Annotated in this window: 13 protein-coding genes; 7 read left to right on the top strand and 6 right to left on the bottom strand. The window is 35.2% G+C overall.

What is annotated here, in order from left to right:
- Positions 1-147 precede the first annotated feature (147 nt).
- Entirely contained in the window at positions 148-1,044 is an 897-nt protein-coding gene (xerD, locus tag F6U93_RS00465; protein ID WP_150935762.1) for a site-specific tyrosine recombinase XerD, read from the bottom strand.
- 196 nt (positions 1,045-1,240) lie between these two features.
- Here xerD and F6U93_RS00460 point away from each other — a divergent pair, with 196 nt between their 5' ends.
- The gene (locus F6U93_RS00460; RefSeq protein WP_150935760.1) at positions 1,241-1,771 is read left to right on the top strand and encodes a hypothetical protein; all 531 of its coding nucleotides are present in this window, start codon (positions 1,241-1,243) and stop codon (positions 1,769-1,771) included.
- Between the two features lie 131 nt (positions 1,772-1,902).
- Here F6U93_RS00460 and F6U93_RS00455 read toward each other — a convergent pair whose 3' ends face one another.
- The gene (locus F6U93_RS00455; protein WP_150935758.1) at positions 1,903-2,700 is read right to left on the bottom strand and encodes a DUF481 domain-containing protein; all 798 of its coding nucleotides are present in this window, start codon (positions 2,698-2,700) and stop codon (positions 1,903-1,905) included.
- 152 nt (positions 2,701-2,852) lie between these two features.
- Between F6U93_RS00455 and aroQ the strand changes: the two genes are divergently transcribed.
- Positions 2,853-3,266: a type II 3-dehydroquinate dehydratase gene (aroQ, locus tag F6U93_RS00450; RefSeq protein ID WP_150935756.1), complete on the top strand. Its 414-nt coding sequence runs from the start codon at positions 2,853-2,855 to the stop codon at positions 3,264-3,266.
- Between the two features lie 149 nt (positions 3,267-3,415).
- Here aroQ and lpdA read toward each other — a convergent pair whose 3' ends face one another.
- Entirely contained in the window at positions 3,416-4,807 is a 1,392-nt protein-coding gene (lpdA, locus tag F6U93_RS00445) for a dihydrolipoyl dehydrogenase (protein ID WP_150935754.1), read from the bottom strand.
- Between the two features lie 105 nt (positions 4,808-4,912).
- On the opposite strand from lpdA, the gene F6U93_RS00440 reads away from it, so the two are divergent.
- Complete coding sequence (locus F6U93_RS00440; protein WP_150935752.1) at positions 4,913-6,205, top strand: NAD(P)/FAD-dependent oxidoreductase; 1,293 nt, start codon at positions 4,913-4,915, stop codon at positions 6,203-6,205.
- Between the two features lie 2 nt (positions 6,206-6,207).
- On the opposite strand, the gene msrB is transcribed toward F6U93_RS00440, so the two are convergent.
- Positions 6,208-6,687 (bottom strand): peptide-methionine (R)-S-oxide reductase MsrB, encoded by a 480-nt coding sequence (gene msrB / locus F6U93_RS00435; RefSeq protein WP_150935750.1) that lies wholly within the window; start codon positions 6,685-6,687, stop codon positions 6,208-6,210.
- A 229-nt stretch (positions 6,688-6,916) separates the two neighbouring features.
- On the opposite strand from msrB, the gene F6U93_RS00430 reads away from it, so the two are divergent.
- Both F6U93_RS00430 and F6U93_RS00425 read left to right on the top strand, forming a co-directional pair.
- Positions 6,917-7,738, top strand: a complete 822-nt coding sequence (locus F6U93_RS00430) for a M48 family metallopeptidase (protein WP_150935748.1) — start codon at positions 6,917-6,919, stop codon at positions 7,736-7,738.
- 71 nt (positions 7,739-7,809) lie between these two features.
- Positions 7,810-9,126, top strand: coding sequence for an MFS transporter (locus F6U93_RS00425; protein WP_150935746.1), 1,317 nt, complete (start codon positions 7,810-7,812; stop codon positions 9,124-9,126).
- 108 nt (positions 9,127-9,234) lie between these two features.
- Here the strand turns inward: F6U93_RS00425 and metE are convergent, their stop codons facing one another.
- On the bottom strand, positions 9,235-11,538 hold the full coding sequence (gene metE / locus F6U93_RS00420) for a 5-methyltetrahydropteroyltriglutamate--homocysteine S-methyltransferase (RefSeq protein ID WP_150935744.1): 2,304 nt from the start codon (positions 11,536-11,538) through the stop codon (positions 9,235-9,237).
- Positions 11,539-11,648: 110 nt separating this feature from the next.
- On the opposite strand from metE, the gene F6U93_RS00415 reads away from it, so the two are divergent.
- Complete coding sequence (locus tag F6U93_RS00415; protein ID WP_150935742.1) at positions 11,649-12,158, top strand: Lrp/AsnC family transcriptional regulator; 510 nt, start codon at positions 11,649-11,651, stop codon at positions 12,156-12,158.
- A gap of 186 nt (positions 12,159-12,344) precedes the next feature.
- Here the strand turns inward: F6U93_RS00415 and F6U93_RS00410 are convergent, their stop codons facing one another.
- The gene (locus tag F6U93_RS00410) at positions 12,345-14,897 is read right to left on the bottom strand and encodes an ATP-dependent Clp protease ATP-binding subunit (RefSeq protein WP_150935739.1); all 2,553 of its coding nucleotides are present in this window, start codon (positions 14,895-14,897) and stop codon (positions 12,345-12,347) included.
- Positions 14,898-15,157: 260 nt separating this feature from the next.
- Between F6U93_RS00410 and gyrA the strand changes: the two genes are divergently transcribed.
- Positions 15,158-17,701: a DNA gyrase subunit A gene (gene gyrA, locus F6U93_RS00405; protein WP_150935737.1), complete on the top strand. Its 2,544-nt coding sequence runs from the start codon at positions 15,158-15,160 to the stop codon at positions 17,699-17,701.
- The last annotated feature ends 19 nt before the right edge of the window (positions 17,702-17,720 follow it).

Raw genomic sequence — 17,720 nt, 5'->3', positions numbered from 1 at the left:
TTTGTCGAATTTTAAGGTGTCCTAAAAAAGGGAAGCCTACAGTATAGCACTAAATCTACTCCCTTTTAAACGGATTTGGACTTATTTAGTTTGGTGTTAAGGTGTTTTTCCAAAATTAATATTTTCAGCAAACAAACCAAGCAACAACTACTTCCTAGGGTGATACTTCTCTACAACTTCAGTGAGATGACTTCTATCAAGGTGAACATAAATTTCGGTGGTGGTAATGCTTTCGTGGCCTAACATCAATTGAATAGACCTTAAATCGGCATCATTTTGTAAGAGGTGGGTGGCGAATGAATGTCTGAAGGTATGTGGTGATACGTTTTTTTCTAAGCCAATTTTTTTAACGAGCTGTTTTATAATGGTAAACACCATAGCTCTGGTAAGTTGTTTTCCACGACGGTTTAAAAAGAGGGTGTCTTCAAAACCCGCTTGTATGTTCATATGGTTTCTAATCTCTTTTCGATAGATGTTGATATATTTTTGAGTCACATCCACAATAGGAACGAAACGTTGTTTGTCGCCTTTTCCTGTGACTTTGATAAACCCTTCTTCGAAAAATAAATCTGATATTTTTAAATTGATAAGTTCGCTAACACGTAAACCACAACCATAAAGTGTTTCAAGCATAGCACGATTTCTTTCGCCTTCAGGTTTGCTCAAATCAATGGCGCTAATAATAGCATCTATCTCTTCTTCTGATAGGGTATCAGGTAATTTTCGGCCTATTTTCGGACTCTCAATAAGCTCAAGTGGATTGATTTTGATATAATCTTCAAAAATTAAATAACTAAAAAAACTGCGTAATCCAGAAATTAAACGGGACTGTGATCGGGTGTTTAATTCTTTGGCGGTTTCATAGATAAATTGCTGAATGGCTTCTGTAGTTATATTTAATGGAGAAACAGAAATACTATTATTTTCTAAATAACGCATTAACTTATTGACATCTAGAGCATAGTTGTTTATGGAGTTGGACGATAATCCGCGTTCTATTTTTAAATACAATTGATAATCTTTAAGTGCTTGCTTCCATGTCATGAGGGTAAATTTAAGTAAAAGAAGATTTATATGAGTTATTTTAGGATGAACAGGTGAATTTTGTTCGTATTTTGTTGATTATTAAACTTGTATGTTAATTTTGTTTGTAAAATTGTTAATAAGTTGACATTAGGATATTCCTTAATACTGAGAAATTTATTACTTTAATTGGATAAACTATTAAATTTAATTCATTATGAAAAAATTATTATTTGTAGCAGTGATTTCTTTGTTCTCATTAAGCTCGATGAATGCTCAAACTTTTAAAATTGGAGGGTCAGTTGGAATCCCAGTTGGTGATGGTTCCGATTTCTATACGGTAGCTGTAGGTGTAGATGCTTATTATTATTTTACTGATATTGATGACTTTGTAAACTTGGGTGTTACTTCGGGTTTTAGAAATTTTTTCGGTGAAGATTTTACTGCAGTTGGAATAACTATTGAAGCATCGGACTTGCAGTTTGTTCCAATTGCAGCCGCTGCACGTTTAAAATTACTTGATATGCTTTCCGCTGGGTTAGATATTGGTTATGCCATTGGGGTGTCAAATAATTTTGATGGTGGCTTTTATTTAAAGCCAGTAGTGTCTTTAGATATTAATGATGCAATTGAAGTGTTTACTTCTTATGAGAGTGTTTTTGCTGGAAGCGGTTTTGAAAATGGTTATTATGATTCAGGAGACTTTTATTTAGGGAATATAAATGCAGGAATTTTATTTCAGTTCTAAAATAACTGGAAATTAGTATACAAATAAAGAGGTTGTTTATACAGTCTTAAGAAAAGCTTAATTATGGCAAATTCCTTGACTTTAAAAAGCACCTCTTTTTATACTATAAACAGTAACTTGTCATTCATTGTTTACTTAAAAGTATAAGATAAACCGTTGAGTAATTGATATTGGGTTGTTGGTACTTCAAATGCAGGATATGAATCTAAACTTAGTATGTATGAAATATTATACTCGAGGTTTTTAAAAATTTTAAGTGAAGCTCTCGCCATTAAATCAAACCTATAATCCTTAAAGTAGGTGATCTCAGGTTGGTAAAATGTAGCCAATTTAAAAGAAATATTTTCTGTAAGGTCATATACTGAAGATAGGTATAGACCTAATCTCAAATCATTATGATAAACGCTAGGGACTTTAATGTGGTCCTCATCATCTTCATGACCTATATTGTCGTCTTCATGTTCATAAACGTACATGAAATAAGATCCAAAAGAGTACATGAATTTTTTCGTTTCAACAAATTGAAAACGAGCACCAGAACCCACCATAAATCTATTATTTATTTTACTAACTTGATTGGTGTAATTTTGTATGAAACTCTCAAAAAATAAATGTTTACGGGCTTGGTAATCATATTTTAACAACAGTGAGTTATTATTAATATCATCTTCATAATCAACACGTTTTATATGAACGTGTGAGGTTAGAGAGAATAAATGTTTATGTATTCTATATTCTATATAACCGTAATTATTAAAACTAAAATTAGTTTTAGTGTTTTTCACTAGGGATATATTGAGATCAATACCACCGGAAAAACCAATAGTATCTTTTTCTATTACAAAATTTTCTATGTTAAAAATTTGAGCGTAGCCTAAACTGCTTAGAGATAATAGAGATAATAAGGATATGTAAAATATAATTTTCATTAAAAAAACAATCTATTTTAAAAAAGAACAATAAAGATACAATGCTTGATAGTTTTTAACTAAATAAATGATATAAATTAAAATCTAGAAGTCCCATAAACGGTTTATAAGTGGCAACTTTTGTACTTTTACTGAGAATTTAAGTGAAATCAATGAAAAAAATAATAATTATTAATGGCCCAAATCTTAATTTATTGGGAAAAAGAGAGCCTGAAATATATGGAAGCTTAACTTTTCAAGACTATTTTGAAACCCTTAAAAAAAAGTATTCAGAAGTAGAGCTAAGTTACTATCAATCTAATGTTGAAGGGGAGTTGATTAATAAACTGCACGAAGTTGGTTTTAGTTATGATGGCGTTGTGTTAAATGCTGGTGCCTACACACATACTTCCATAGGTATTGGTGATGCGATTAAGGGGATTGAAACTCCTGTAGTAGAAGTTCATATTTCTAATACTTTTAGTCGAGAGGAATTTAGACACCAATCGTATATTTCTCCCAATGCTAAAGGGGTTATTCTTGGCTTTGGTATGAAAAGTTATGATTTGGCGATTCAGAGTTTTTAAAAGCCCCACCTAGCCTCCTCAAAGGGGAGGGACGCATACTCTGCTGTGAAAATGAAGCATAAAAAAATGCGATTCAATTTTGAATCGCATTTTTTTTATATGAAACCGTCCGAGTTAAAGTTCCTCCCCTTTGGGGAGGCTAGGTGGGGCTATAAGTGTATCACTTCATCATAAGCATCAGCAACCGCTTCCATTACCGCTTCACTCATAGTTGGGTGAGGGTGGATGGTTTTTAATACTTCATGACCTGTAGTTTCTAATTTTCTACCTAGTACAGCTTCAGCAATCATATCGGTAACACCTGCACCAATCATATGACAACCTAACCATTCACCGTATTTAGCATCGAAAATAACTTTTACGAAACCTTCTTTGTTTCCAGAAGCAGAAGCTTTACCAGAGGCAGAGAATGGGAATTTTCCAACTTTAATGTCGTAACCTTCTTCAATCGCTTTAGCTTCAGTTAAACCAACAGAAGCAATTTCAGGAGAGGCGTAAGTACATCCAGGAACATTACCGTAATCGATAGCTTCTGTATGTAATCCAGCTAATTTTTCTACACAAGTAATCCCTTCCGCGGAAGCGACGTGCGCTAAAGCTTGTCCAGGAACTACATCACCAATAGCATAGTAACCAGGGATGTTAGTTTGGTAGAAATCGTTAACTAAGATTTTGTCTCTATCGACAACAATTCCAACATCTTCTAGACCAATGTTTTCAATATTAGATTTGATACCTACAGCAGATAATAAAATATCAGCTTCTAGAGTTTCTTCTCCTTTTTTAGTTTTTACTTTTGCAACTACACCTTTTCCTGAAGTATCTACAGATTCTACAGAAGAATTTGTCATCACATTAATTCCAGATTTCTTTAAAGAACTAGCAAATGCTTTAGAAATATCAACGTCTTCAACAGGTACTACGTTTGGCATAAATTCAACAATAGTTACTTCTGTACCCATTGAGTTGTAAAAATGTGCAAACTCTACACCAATTGCTCCAGAACCAACAACAATCATTTTCTTAGGTTGTTTTGGTAATGACATCGCTTGACGGTAACCAATTACTTTTTTGCCATCTTGTGGTAAACTTGGTAATTCGCGAGAACGTGCTCCCGTTGCAATAATTATGTTATCTGCGCTATATTCTGTTACTGTACCGTCCTCAGCAGTTACATCAACTTTTTTTCCAGTTTTGATTTTACCAAAACCTTTAATAATATCGATTTTGTTTTTCTTCATTAAGAACTGAACACCTTTACTCATGCCTTCAGCTACACCGCGACTACGTTTAATTACAGCTTCAAAATCTTTATCGATTGCTTCTGCTTTCAATCCGTATTCATCAACGTGTTTTAAATAATCATAAACTTGAGCACTTTTTAGTAAAGCTTTTGTAGGAATACAGCCCCAATTTAAGCAGATTCCTCCAAGGTTTTCTTTTTCTACAATCGCTACCTTGAAGCCAAGTTGCGATGCTCTAATTCCTGTTACATATCCTCCAGGACCACTTCCAATAATGATGATGTCGTATTTACTCATGTGTTAAATTTTAGGTTACGAATTTACGAAATCGAAACCGAATATGGAATATAGTAGGGTTAATTTTTACATCTTTATCTTACCTTTGTTAGCAAGATATAATTTATGAATATACCAAGAACGAGTTATCCACGCATTGTTATTATAGGTGGAGGTTTTGCAGGAGTTGCGTTAGCGAGAAAATTATCGAAACAAGAAGTGCAAGTGGTACTTTTAGATAAAAATAATTATCACAACTTTCAACCCTTATTGTATCAGGTTTCTACGGGAGGCTTGGAGCCAGATTCTATTGCATATCCCATCAGGAAAATATTAAAAAACTTTCCTAATTTTTTCTTCAGATTGGCGAACGTCGAATTTATAGACACTGAAAAAAATGAGCTCAGAACGAACATTGGAAGCTTAGGTTTTGATTATCTCGTTGTGGCTTCGGGTTCTAAAACTAATTATTTTGGGAACTCTGAGGTTGAAAAAAACAGTATGGCCATGAAAACCATACCGCAGTCTTTAGACCTTCGAAGTTTGATTCTTGAGAATTTTGAAGATGCTTTGCTTACTTCAGATTTAAATGAGCGCAATGCTCTAATGAATTTTGTGATTGTTGGTGGCGGACCAACAGGGGTGGAGTTGGCTGGTGCTTTAGCGGAAATTAAAAAAGGGATCCTACCAAAAGATTACCCCGATTTAGATACGCGTATGGCGCAAATTAACTTGGTTCAGTCTAGTGATTGTTTATTAAAAGGCATGAGCGCTGAAGCTTCACAAAAAGCAGAAGATTTTTTAGAAAAATTAGGGGTTAACGTTTGGAAGAATTTACGAGTTACTAACTATGATGGCTCTGTTGCGACTACAAATGGTGATATTGCTTTTAAAACCCAAACTTTAGTCTGGGCAGCCGGTGTGAAAGGCGCCTTAATTAAAGGATTAGATAGTGAATCTTTTGTAACTCGTGGTAATCGTATTCTCGTTAATGAATTTAGTCAAGTCAACGGATTTGAAAATATTTTTGCCGTTGGAGATATTGCTTGTATGGTTACTGAGGAATTTCCTACTGGTTACCCCATGATGGCACAACCGGCCATTCAGCAAGGTACGCAGTTAGGTGACAATATGTTGCGATTGCTTGAAAAGAAACCGATGACACCTTTTAAGTATAAAGACAAAGGTTCTATGGCTACTATTGGAAGAAATAAAGCTGTAGTGGATATGAAAAACTTTAAATTTCAAGGGATTTTTGCTTGGTACGTTTGGATGTTTGTACATTTATTCTTCTTAATAGGATTTAGAAACCGTATGGTTGTTTTTGTAAACTGGGTTTATAATTATATCCGTTTTGATCGTGAAGCCCGTCTCATTATTAGGCCGTACAAAGAAAAGCTGAAGAAGCATAAAAAATAATGCTACGCTTTGGGTATGAAGGTTAAAGCGATACCATTGATACAATGGCGTTTCCCAGTTGTATCTTTTGGCCCATCGTTAAATACGTGTCCTAAATGGCCGCCACAAGTAGCGCAATGTTCTTCAGTTCTGGTGTATCCTAAGTCTTTATCAGTTGAAAAGGCAACGTTTCCTTCTATTTCTCTATCAAAACTAGGCCAACCTGAGCCCGAATTATATTTATGTTCACTTTTAAACAGGGGGGTGTTACAAGCTTTACAGGCATAAATGCCTTCTTTTTTGTTATTGTTAAACGGACTGCTAAAAGGGCGTTCGGTGCCTGCTTCTCGTAAAACATGATATTCAAGGTTTGTTAATTGGGCACGCCATTGGGCTTCGGTTTTAGTGATTTCAAAGTCTTTTGAACTGTCTTTTTTCTGTTTTTGAGCAGAAGAATTACAGTTGAATAACAATAAAGTGATTATAACAAATAGCTTATTCATAGGTTTGATTTTTTATTTTGGTCGTAATGAAGACTCCTTCATAACATAACCGATTCTATCATTATTCATTTGGCGTCAAAAGGAATATGCGCATCTTTGTGTGCACTGAAATAAAATCTGAGAGTCGTTCGTGATTTTTAAACAATTTATATCAATTGCGTTAATTGTTTTAGAGAATATACTATATTTTAGCCTACTCAAATTGTTAATTAAAAATAGAATTTTTAGAATGATATCTAGTAAAAATATACTTTCACTATTAGTACTTTCATTAATCATTTTTTCTTGTGCAACAAATCCGTTTACAGGAAAAAAAACCATGGCATTGGTGCCAAATTCAGATTTATTTCCAACGTCTTTTGCACAGTATGATGCCTTTCTTGCTGAAAATAAGATAGTCACTGGAACCAAAGATGCGCAAATGATTACTCGAGTAGGTGAGCGTATTGCAGCAGCATCCGAGCGTTGGCTGTCTGCAAATGGGTATCACGGGTATTTAGATGATTATAAATGGGAGTACCACTTGGTTGATGACCCTACCGAAAATGCTTGGTGTATGCCAGGAGGTAAAATCGTTTTTTATACTGGAATACTTCCTGTTGCTCAAAGTGAAACAGGAGTGGCAGTAATTATGGGGCATGAAGTGGCTCATGCTTTAGCGAATCACGGTCAGCAACGTATGAGTGCAGGCATGTTACAACAGTTTGGGGCTGTTGCAGGAAATGTGGTTTTGCAGGATGAAAGCGATAGAAATTTATTTAATGAATACTATGGTGTTGGAACTCAAGTAGGCGCCATGCTTCCTTTTAGTAGAAGTCATGAAACTGAAGCTGATAAAATTGGTTTATATATTATGGCGGTTGCAGGTTATGACCCTACTGAAGCTTCAAAACTATGGGAGCGTATGAAAGCAAGCAATAAAGGGGGTGAACCTGCAGAGTTGTTAAGTACACACCCGTCTAACGACTCTCGTATTTCAAACTTGAAATCTTTAGCACCACATGCGATTGCTGAAGCCAAGAAATTTGGGGTAACTTCATTTAGAGAATAATTATATTAACAAGTCAAATTAAAATATTTGTTTACTTTAGGAGCTGCTTAAAATTAAAGCAGCTTTTTTTTATGGAAAAACTTAAAAAAGGAAGTAAAAAACTTCTTAATGCCTGGGCATTTTATGATTGGGCAAATTCAGTATACACACTTACTATTGCATCTTCGTTATTCCCAATTTTTTATTCGTCTTTATTTCTTTCAGAAATTAAAACGGTAACAGCTTTTGGTTTTGAATTTAAAAATACAGCACTCATAACGTTTGTGACGGCTTTTACTTTTTTAGTGGTGGTATTCATGTCACCTTTATTATCGGGAATTGCTGATTATGTAGGGAATAAGAAGAACTTTATGAAGTTTTTTTGCTATTTAGGAAGTGTTGGTTGCATTGGTTTATTCTGGTTTAGTTTGGAGCAAATCCACTTGAGTTTATTGTTTTATTTTATGGGACTGATAGGCTATTGGGGGAGTTTAGTATTTTATAATTCCTATTTACCAGATATTGCATTTAAAGAACAACAAGACCACATTAGTGCCAAAGGGTTTTCCCTTGGTTATATAGGAAGTGTGATTTTATTGATATTGAATTTAGCTGTGGTGATGAGTCAAGATTCTGGAGAAGCTAAAATGCAAATGATGCGATATTCTTTTGTTTCTGTTGGTGTTTGGTGGCTGTTGTTTAGTCAGTATTCATTTTATTATTTACCAAAAGGAACATCCTCAGGCGGTAAAGTTACCAGTGCGATTGTCTTTAATGGATTTCGAGAATTGCGCACTGTTTGGAAAGAACTTAGTGGTAATCTGAGACTGAAACGCTATTTATACGCCTTTTTCGTGTTTAGTATGGCGGTACAAACCATCATGTTGGTGGCTGTTTATTTCGGTGAAGAGGAAATAAGTTGGGGGAGTGGTGATGAAAAAACAGTAGGACTTATTGTGAGTATTTTAGTGATTCAACTTGTCGCTATTGTAGGTGCCTTTCTAACTTCAAAAGCCTCAGCTAAATTTGGGAACATAAAAACCTTAATTTATGTGAATGTGATTTGGGTAGGGATTTGTTTTTACGCCTATTTTATGCATACGCCAGCGGAATTTTATATTGCTGCTGGTTTTGTAGGCTTAGTAATGGGGGGCATTCAGTCTTTAGCCCGTTCAACCTATTCTAAATTTTTACCTGAAACGGACGATACGACCTCGTATTTTAGCTTTTTTGATGTGGCTGAAAAAATAGGGATTGTTATTGGTATGGTTATCTTTGGTAGTATTGACCAAATTACGGGTAGTATGCGAAATTCTATTCTGTTTTTATTTGTCTTCTTTTTAGGTGGTATTATCTTATTACTTAGAGTGCCTAAAGAAAACAGTAATAATGTTGCTAGTGATAAATAATTCACACTATGATATCGTAAAAAAGAGCTTGTCTAAAACAGCCAATAATTGCAAGTGGTTAAGACAAGCTCTGAGATTTTTTATGGTTTTAATTGGTATAAGACCTTATTAAGCGTATTCTAATTCAGATTTTCTAAGTTTTTTGGCTGCTTTAACTAGAACTTCAAGCGCTTTTTTAGTCTCTGGCCAATCTCGTGTTTTTAATCCGCAATCGGGGTTGACCCAAATATGACCATGGGGTAAAACGTTTTTTGCTTTAGTAAGCAAGTCCTCAATTTCATTTAAAGAAGGTACTCTAGGAGAATGAATATCATATACACCAGGTCCTATTTCATTAGGGTATTTAAAATTCGCAAAAGCATCCAATAATTCCATTTTAGAACGTGAGGTTTCTATAGTAATCACATCGGCATCCATGTCGGCAATATTTGAAATAATATCGTTGAATTCAGAATAACACATGTGCGTATGAATTTGCGTTTCGTCCTTGACGCCACTCGCAGAAATTCGGAAGGCTTTTACAGCCCAATCTAAATAGTTTTGCCACGCTTCTTTTCTTAGCGGAAGTCCTTCGCGAATAGCAGGTTCATCAATTTGAATGATTTTTAAACCATTATCTTCAAGGTCAATCACTTCATCCCGCATCGCTAAAGCTATTTGATTGCAAGTGGTGGCGCGGGATTGGTCGTTTCGAACAAAAGACCATTGTAATATGGTAACCGGTCCAGTTAGCATGCCCTTTACAGGTATATCGGTAAGGGATTGGGCGTATTTTGACCAATCAACAGTCATCGGTTTTTCACGAGAAACATCACCAAATAAAATAGGTGGTTTGACACAGCGGCTCCCGTAACTTTGTACCCATCCATAATTACTGAAGGTGAATCCGTTTAGTTTTTCACCAAAATATTCAACCATATCATTGCGTTCAAATTCGCCATGCACTAATACATCTAATCCTATTCTTTCTTGAAAACGAATAGAATCTTCAATTTCTTTGGCTATGAAGTGATTGTAGGCGTCTTGAGAAAGTGCTCCTTTTTTATGTTGAAGACGTTGGTTTCTTACTGTTTTAGTTTGAGGAAACGAACCTATAGTTGTAGTAGGGAATAAGGGTAGGTTTAGTGATTGCATCTGCTTGGCTTGTCTCAGGCTAAATTCACTTTTCCGTTGACTGTCTTCAGGTTTTAAATTTGAAATTCTGGCTTTTACAGCATCGTTATGAATGAGCTTGGAGCGTTTTCTGTTTAAATTCGCGAGTTTGTTTTCCTCAAAAAGATATAAATACGCACTATTTTCTTCCGAAGATAGATTTTTTAGGGCAACGATTTCTTCGATTTTTTGTTTTGAAAAGGCTAGCCACTGTTTAATTTCAGATGATAATTGGGTTTCTAAATCTAAATCATAAGGCGTGTGGAGTAGCGAACAAGAAGCGGTTATCCATAAGTTTTTTAATGGTACTTTTTTAGAAGCTTTTTCGATAAATTTCAGTGAATTTTCAAAATTGTTTTTCCAAATATTTCTTCCGTCAATGAGCCCTAATGCCAATTTAGTTTTAGGGTTAAAATGTTTAGATTCTAGAATGTCATCCAATTGAGAAGGACAACGTACTAAATCCAAATGAAGCGTATCAACAGGAAGTTGAAGGACTGTGTCTAAGTTGTCACCATAACAATCAAAGTAATTGGCTAAGTATATTTTGATATTTGGAAATTGAGAAGCGATTTGTTCATAAGTAGAAGCAATGGCATCACGTTCCTGAATGCTTAGGTTTAGTGCTAAACACGGTTCGTCAAACTGAATGTAATCTATATTAAGAGCATCCAGTTCTGTTAAGATTTCAAAGTAAACAGGTAATAAACGAGGTAAAAGCTCTAGTCTGTGAAAACCAGGTTCTTTTTCTTTTCCAAGTAATAAAAAAGTAACGGGGCCAATTAAAACGGGCTTTGTTTTAATGCCTAGGTTTAAGGCTTCTTTATATTCTTCAATAATTTTCTTTGAGAAGAATTCGAAGTTTTGGTCTTTTTCAAATTCAGGAACAATATAATGGTAGTTCGTGTCAAACCATTTGGTCATTTCCATTGCTGTGACATCAATATGGTCTTTTTGTAAGCCACGCGCCATGGCGAAATACAATTCTAAATAGTTGTCTTTGTCTATCGCCTTATAGCGCTTCGGAATACAGCCTAATGTTAAACAGGTATCCAGGATTTGGTCATAGAATGAAAAGTCGTTTGAAGGAATAGAGTCTATGCCTAATGCTTGCTGTTGTGACCAGTTTTGTTTTTTGATTTCAGATGCTGTCTTAATTAAAGATTCTTCATCAATATTGTTAGCCCAGAAAGCTTCACAGGCTTTTTTGAGCTCGCGTTTGCGTCCGATTCTTGGGTGTCCTAAAATAGTAGTTTTCATAATTCATTATAGTTTTTATTGCTGCTCAAAATTATATTCAAAGAATATATTATAATAATTTGAGTGTATATTTAGATGTAAATACTATTTTAGATGAAAATTAAAGGGTTATGTTCTTTAAGTTTTTAATTTTAATAGGTTTAATAGAAAATATTTCTACTACGATGTTGGATGAAATTGATTTACGGATATTAAGATTGCTTCAAGCAAAATCTGATTTAACCACAAAAGAATTAGCCAATAAGGTTAATTTGTCAACTACACCAGTTTTTGAGCGTGTAAAGAAGTTGGAAAAAGGCGGTTATATTAAAAACTATATTGCGGTTTTAGATGCTGAAAAGTTAAATAAAGGCTTGATGGTGTTCTGTAATGTGACTTTAAAAGAGCATACCAGAGAAATAGGTACTCAATTTGTAACCGATATTTTAAAGCTTAAGGAGGTTGTAGAGTGTTATAATATTTCTGGTGACTACGATTTCTTTCTGAAGATATTGGTGAGTGATATGAAAGAATACCAGAATTTTGTTCTAGACCACTTAGGAAGTATAAAAAATATAGGAAGTGCTCATAGTACCTTTGTTATGGGGGAAATCAAGAACTCGTATGCTGTGCCTATTTGATTATACTCTTTATGATTGGGCTTATGGAAATTTATGCTACGGCTTATATTTCTTGCTCATGATAGCACTCGTTGCAAACGAGCGCTAGCCTTACTAGTATAACGATAACATCGTATTCATCATAAAAAAAGCCCGAAACAGAATTTCGAGCTTTTTGTGTATTGTACTTTATGTAAATTAAATATTCTAAGATTCTGTAGGCTTTTCAGTTTTATCAATAGATATTTTTAATTCTTCAGTGGTTTTATCTAAATCGATTTTGATTTGGTCACCAGATTCTAAGTGTGAAGAGACAATCTCTTCCGCGAGAGCGTCTTCAACATATTTCTGAATGGCTCTTTTAAGTGGTCTTGCACCGTATTGTTTATCAAAACCTTTTTCAGCGATATAATCTTTAGCTGATTCTGTAAGGGTTAGCTTATAACCAAGTCCTTCAATTCGAATTAATAGTTTTTCAAGTTCAATATCGATAATTTTGTTGATGTCTTCTTTCTCTAAAGGATTGAAAACAATGACATCATCAATTCTATTTAAAAACTCAGGAGCAAATGATTTTTTAAGCGCATTTTCTATAACACTTCTTGCATTTGCATCTTCTTGAGCTTTTTGTGAAGAGGTTCCAAAACCAATTCCAGTACCAAAATCTTTAAGTTTACGAGCACCAATGTTAGAAGTCATTATAATAATGGTATTTCTAAAATCAATTTTACGTCCTAAACTATCAGTTAAATAACCATCATCAAGCACCTGAAGTAGCATGTTAAATACATCTGGGTGGGCTTTTTCGATTTCATCTAAAAGAATCACCGCGTAAGGCTTGCGTCTTACTTTCTCTGTTAATTGTCCGCCTTCCTCATAGCCAACGTATCCTGGAGGTGCACCAATTAAACGAGAGATGGCAAATTTCTCCATATATTCACTCATGTCGATTCTCACTAAAGAATCTTCGCTGTCAAATAATTCGCGTGATAATATTTTAGCCAATTGGGTTTTACCAACTCCAGTTTGACCTAAAAAGATAAATGAACCAATTGGTTTGTTCGGGTCTTTTAGTCCGGCGCGATTACGTTGAATGGCTTTAACCACCTTTGCAACGGCTTCATCTTGACCGATAACCTTTCCTTTAATTAGGTTTGGTAACTCAGCAAGTTTATTGATTTCTTTTTGAGCAATTCTGTTTACAGGCACGCCAGTCATCATTGAAACCACATCAGCAACATTGTCTTCTGTAACAATTTCGCGGTGCTGTTTGGTGTCTTCTTCCCATTTTTCTTGGGCTATAGATAATTCCTTTTCAATGCGTTTTTCGTCATCTCGAAGTTTGGCAGCTTCCTCATACTTTTGCTTTCTAACAACCGCATTTTTAGTTTCCTTAATGCCTTCAAGTTGTTTTTCAAGCTCAATAATTTGTTTTGGCACATCAATATTGGTGATGTGAACACGAGAACCAGCTTCATCTAAAGCATCAATAGCTTTGTCTGGAAGAAATCTTTCGGACATGTAGCGGTTGGTTAATTTTACACAAGCTTCAATAGCTTCAGGTGTATAATCAACATTGTGGTGTTCTTCGTATTTGCCTTTGATATTATTTAAAATCTCAATGGTTTCATCAACCGTAGTTGGCTCAACAATAACCTTTTGGAAACGACGCTCTAAAGCACCGTCTTTTTCAATATATTGTCTGTATTCATCTAAAGTTGTTGCACCGATGCATTGAATTTCACCTCGAGCTAAAGCAGGTTTAAACATGTTAGAAGCATCTAGGCTTCCCGTTGCTCCACCAGCACCAACAATGGTATGAATTTCATCAATAAATAGAATCACATCATCGTTCTTTTCAAGCTCGTTCATTACGGCTTTCATGCGCTCTTCAAACTGTCCGCGGTACTTGGTTCCAGCGACTAAACTCGCTAAATCTAAAGTTACCACACGTTTGTTGAATAAGATTCTAGATACTTTACGTTTTATGATTCTAAGCGCTAAACCTTCCGCAATGGCAGATTTACCAACACCAGGCTCTCCAATTAAAAGCGGGTTGTTTTTCTTTCTTCTACTTAAAACCTGAGAAACACGTTCTATTTCCTTTTCTCTACCTACAACAGGGTCAAGTTTACCTTCTTCCGCAAGAGCGGTTAAATCACGTCCGAAATTATCTAAAACAGGGGTTTTAGACTTTTTGTTCGTTTTACCTCCTGCTGGGGCGTTAAATATATTGTCTTTAGCAGAATCATCTTCAGTATGCGCGTCGTCATCTTGAAATTCGGCTTTTGGGTCTATATAATCATCGTTGTCGTTTGTAATCATAAGTTTAAATTGTTCTTTCACATTATCATAGTCAACTTTAAGCTTATTTAAAAGCTTGGTAGTGGGGTCATTCTCATTCCTTAAAATACAAAGCAGTAAATGCGCTGTATTTATTGAGGTACTCTGAAATAACTTGGCTTCTAAAAATGTTGTTTTTAAAGCGCGCTCTGCTTGCCTAGTCAAGTGTAAGTTCTTCTTTTGGTTTGAAGCTACGGCTATATTTTGGTTTGCAGGGCTAAGTATTTCAACCTTTCGTCGTAAATGATTTAGATCGATATCTAAAGCATTCAATATGCTTATAGCTTTTCCGTTTCCGTCTCGTAGGAGTCCAAGCATTAAATGTTCAGTGCCAATAAAATCATGGCCTAAACGCAGGGCTTCTTCTTTGCTGTAAGCAATCACATCTTTTACTCTTGGGGAAAAATTATCATCCATAAATCTCTGTCCTTTCTGCATTAAAAATAATAAAACATTTTACCAAAGACAAAAACTGTACCTATTTTTGTCGGTAAACTGCTAATTGACGTAAAAACTTCATGATATCAAAATATATGCAAGCATAACTTATTAATAATATAGTCGTGATAATTGTTAATAAATTACATGAAAAATCCCGCTTGATTGTCCTGCTATGACTGATGAAAGTCTTATATTAGCATGTTTTGAAAAAAGCATAAAATTAAATAAGAATATTTATGGCAGAAGGAGAGAAATTGATCCCTATTAATATTGAGGATGAGATGAAGTCGGCCTACATTGATTATTCAATGTCAGTCATTGTGTCTCGTGCTTTACCAGATGTAAGAGATGGTTTAAAACCGGTTCATAGACGTGTGCTTTATGGTATGCATGAATTGGGTGTTAGAGCAAATTCGGCACATAAAAAATCCGCAAGAATAGTTGGAGAAGTTCTAGGTAAGTATCACCCACACGGTGATACATCAGTTTACGATGCTATGGTACGTATGGCTCAAGAATGGAGTTTACGTTATATGCTAGTAGACGGACAAGGGAACTTTGGTTCCATTGATGGTGATAGTCCTGCAGCAATGCGTTATACTGAGGCGCGTATGCGTAAGATTTCAGAGGACATGTTGGCAGATATCGACAAGGAAACTGTAGATCATACGTTAAACTTTGATGATACGCTTCATGAACCAACAGTTTTACCAACTAGAATCCCAGGACTTTTAGTCAATGGAGCGTCAGGTATTGCGGTAGGTATGGCAACCAACATGCCACCTCATAACTTAACAGAAGTTGTAAACGGAACCATCGCTTATATTGAAAACAACGATATTGAAATAGACGAACTTATCACGCATGTTAAAGCTCCAGATTTTCCAACAGGAGGAACTATTTATGGCTATGATGGTGTAAAGGAAGCTTTTCATACGGGAAGAGGGCGTATTGTTATGCGTGCTAAAACCAATATTGAAGAGGTTAACGGTCGTGAGTGTATCATTGTAAATGAGATTCCGTACCAAGTGAATAAAGCAGATATGATTAAGAAAACTGCAGACTTGGTTAATGATAAAAAACTAGAAGGTATTGCTTCTATTAGAGACGAATCTGATAGAAACGGTATGCGTATTGTTTATGTACTTAAACGTGATGCGATTCCTAACATCGTATTAAATACTTTATTTAAGTACACGGCGCTACAGTCTTCATTTAGTGTGAATAACATTGCGCTTGTTGGTGGTCGTCCGCAGTTGTTAAACTTAAAAGATTTAATTCATTATTTCGTTGAACACAGACACGATGTTGTTGTTAGACGTACCACTTATGAATTACGCAAAGCGGAAGAAAGAGCGCATATTTTAGAAGGTTTAATCATTGCATCAGATAATATTGATGAAGTGATTAAAATCATAAGAGCCTCTTCAAATGCCGATGAAGCTCGTGAGAATTTAATTGAGCGATTCAAGCTTTCTGAAATTCAAGCTAAGGCTATTGTTGAAATGCGTTTACGCCAGTTAACAGGTCTAGAGCAAGATAAGCTACGTGCGGAGTATGAAGAAATCATGAAAACGATTGCAGATCTTAAGGATATTTTGGCTAGCAAAGAGCGCAGAATGAATATCATTAAAGAGGAGTTGGAAGTTGTAAGAGATAAATATGGTGATGAACGTCGTTCAACGATTGAGTATGCTGGCGGAGATTTAAGCATTGAAGATATGATTCCAGATGAGCAAGTAGTGATTACTATTTCTCATGCAGGTTATATTAAGCGTACTTCACTTACAGAATACAAAACTCAGAATAGAGGAGGTGTTGGACAAAAAGCTTCAACAACACGTAATGAAGATTTCTTAGAACACCTGTTTGTGGGAACAAACCATCAATACATGTTGTTCTTTACGCAAAAAGGAAAATGTTTCTGGATGCGTGTTTACGAAATTCCTGAAGGTAGTAAAACCTCTAAAGGACGTGCTATTCAAAATCTTATAAATATTGAGCAAGACGACAAAGTAATGGCGTTCATTTGTACTCAAGATTTAAAGGATGAAGACTATATTAACAGTCATTATGTCATTATGGCAACTAAGAATGGTCAGGTTAAAAAGACGTCGTTAGAGCAATATTCTCGTCCGAGAACCAACGGTATTAATGCGATTACTATTAAAGATAATGACGAATTACTGGAAGCTAAACTAACCACTGGAAACAGTCAGGTGATGTTAGCCTTAAAATCTGGTAAAGCAATTCGTTTCGAGGAAGCCAAAACACGACCAATGGGACGTGGCGCATCTGGAGTTCGCGGTATTACTTTAGCACATGATAAAGATGAAGTTATTGGTATGGTAACTATTGAAAACTCTAAAGAAGAATCTGTTTTAGTGGTTTCTGAAAATGGTTACGGTAAACGTACTTACATTGATGATCCAGAAGATGGAGAGCCAGTTTATAGAGTAACCAATAGAGGTGGAAAAGGTGTCAAAACCATTTCTATTACCGAAAAAACAGGTAGTTTAGTCGCTATTAAAAGCGTGACAGATAATGATGATTTAATGATTATCAATAAGTCTGGTATCGCGATAAGAATGGTTATCGCTGACTTGAGAGTTATGGGTAGAGCCACTCAAGGGGTTAAGTTGATCAATCTAAAAGGAAACGACTCTATTGCTGCTGTGGCTAAGGTCATGCATGATGAAGATGAAGTTGAATTACTTGAAGGTGAGGAAGCTCCAGAAAATACAGGTTCTACCGAAGACGGTACAACTCTTGATAGTTAAAATATATTATAATTAAATA

The organism is Pseudotamlana haliotis (assembly GCF_008806375.1).
Classification (GTDB): Bacteria; Bacteroidota; Bacteroidia; order Flavobacteriales; family Flavobacteriaceae; genus Pseudotamlana; species Pseudotamlana haliotis.
This window is presented reverse-complemented; position numbering and strand designations above follow the sequence as displayed.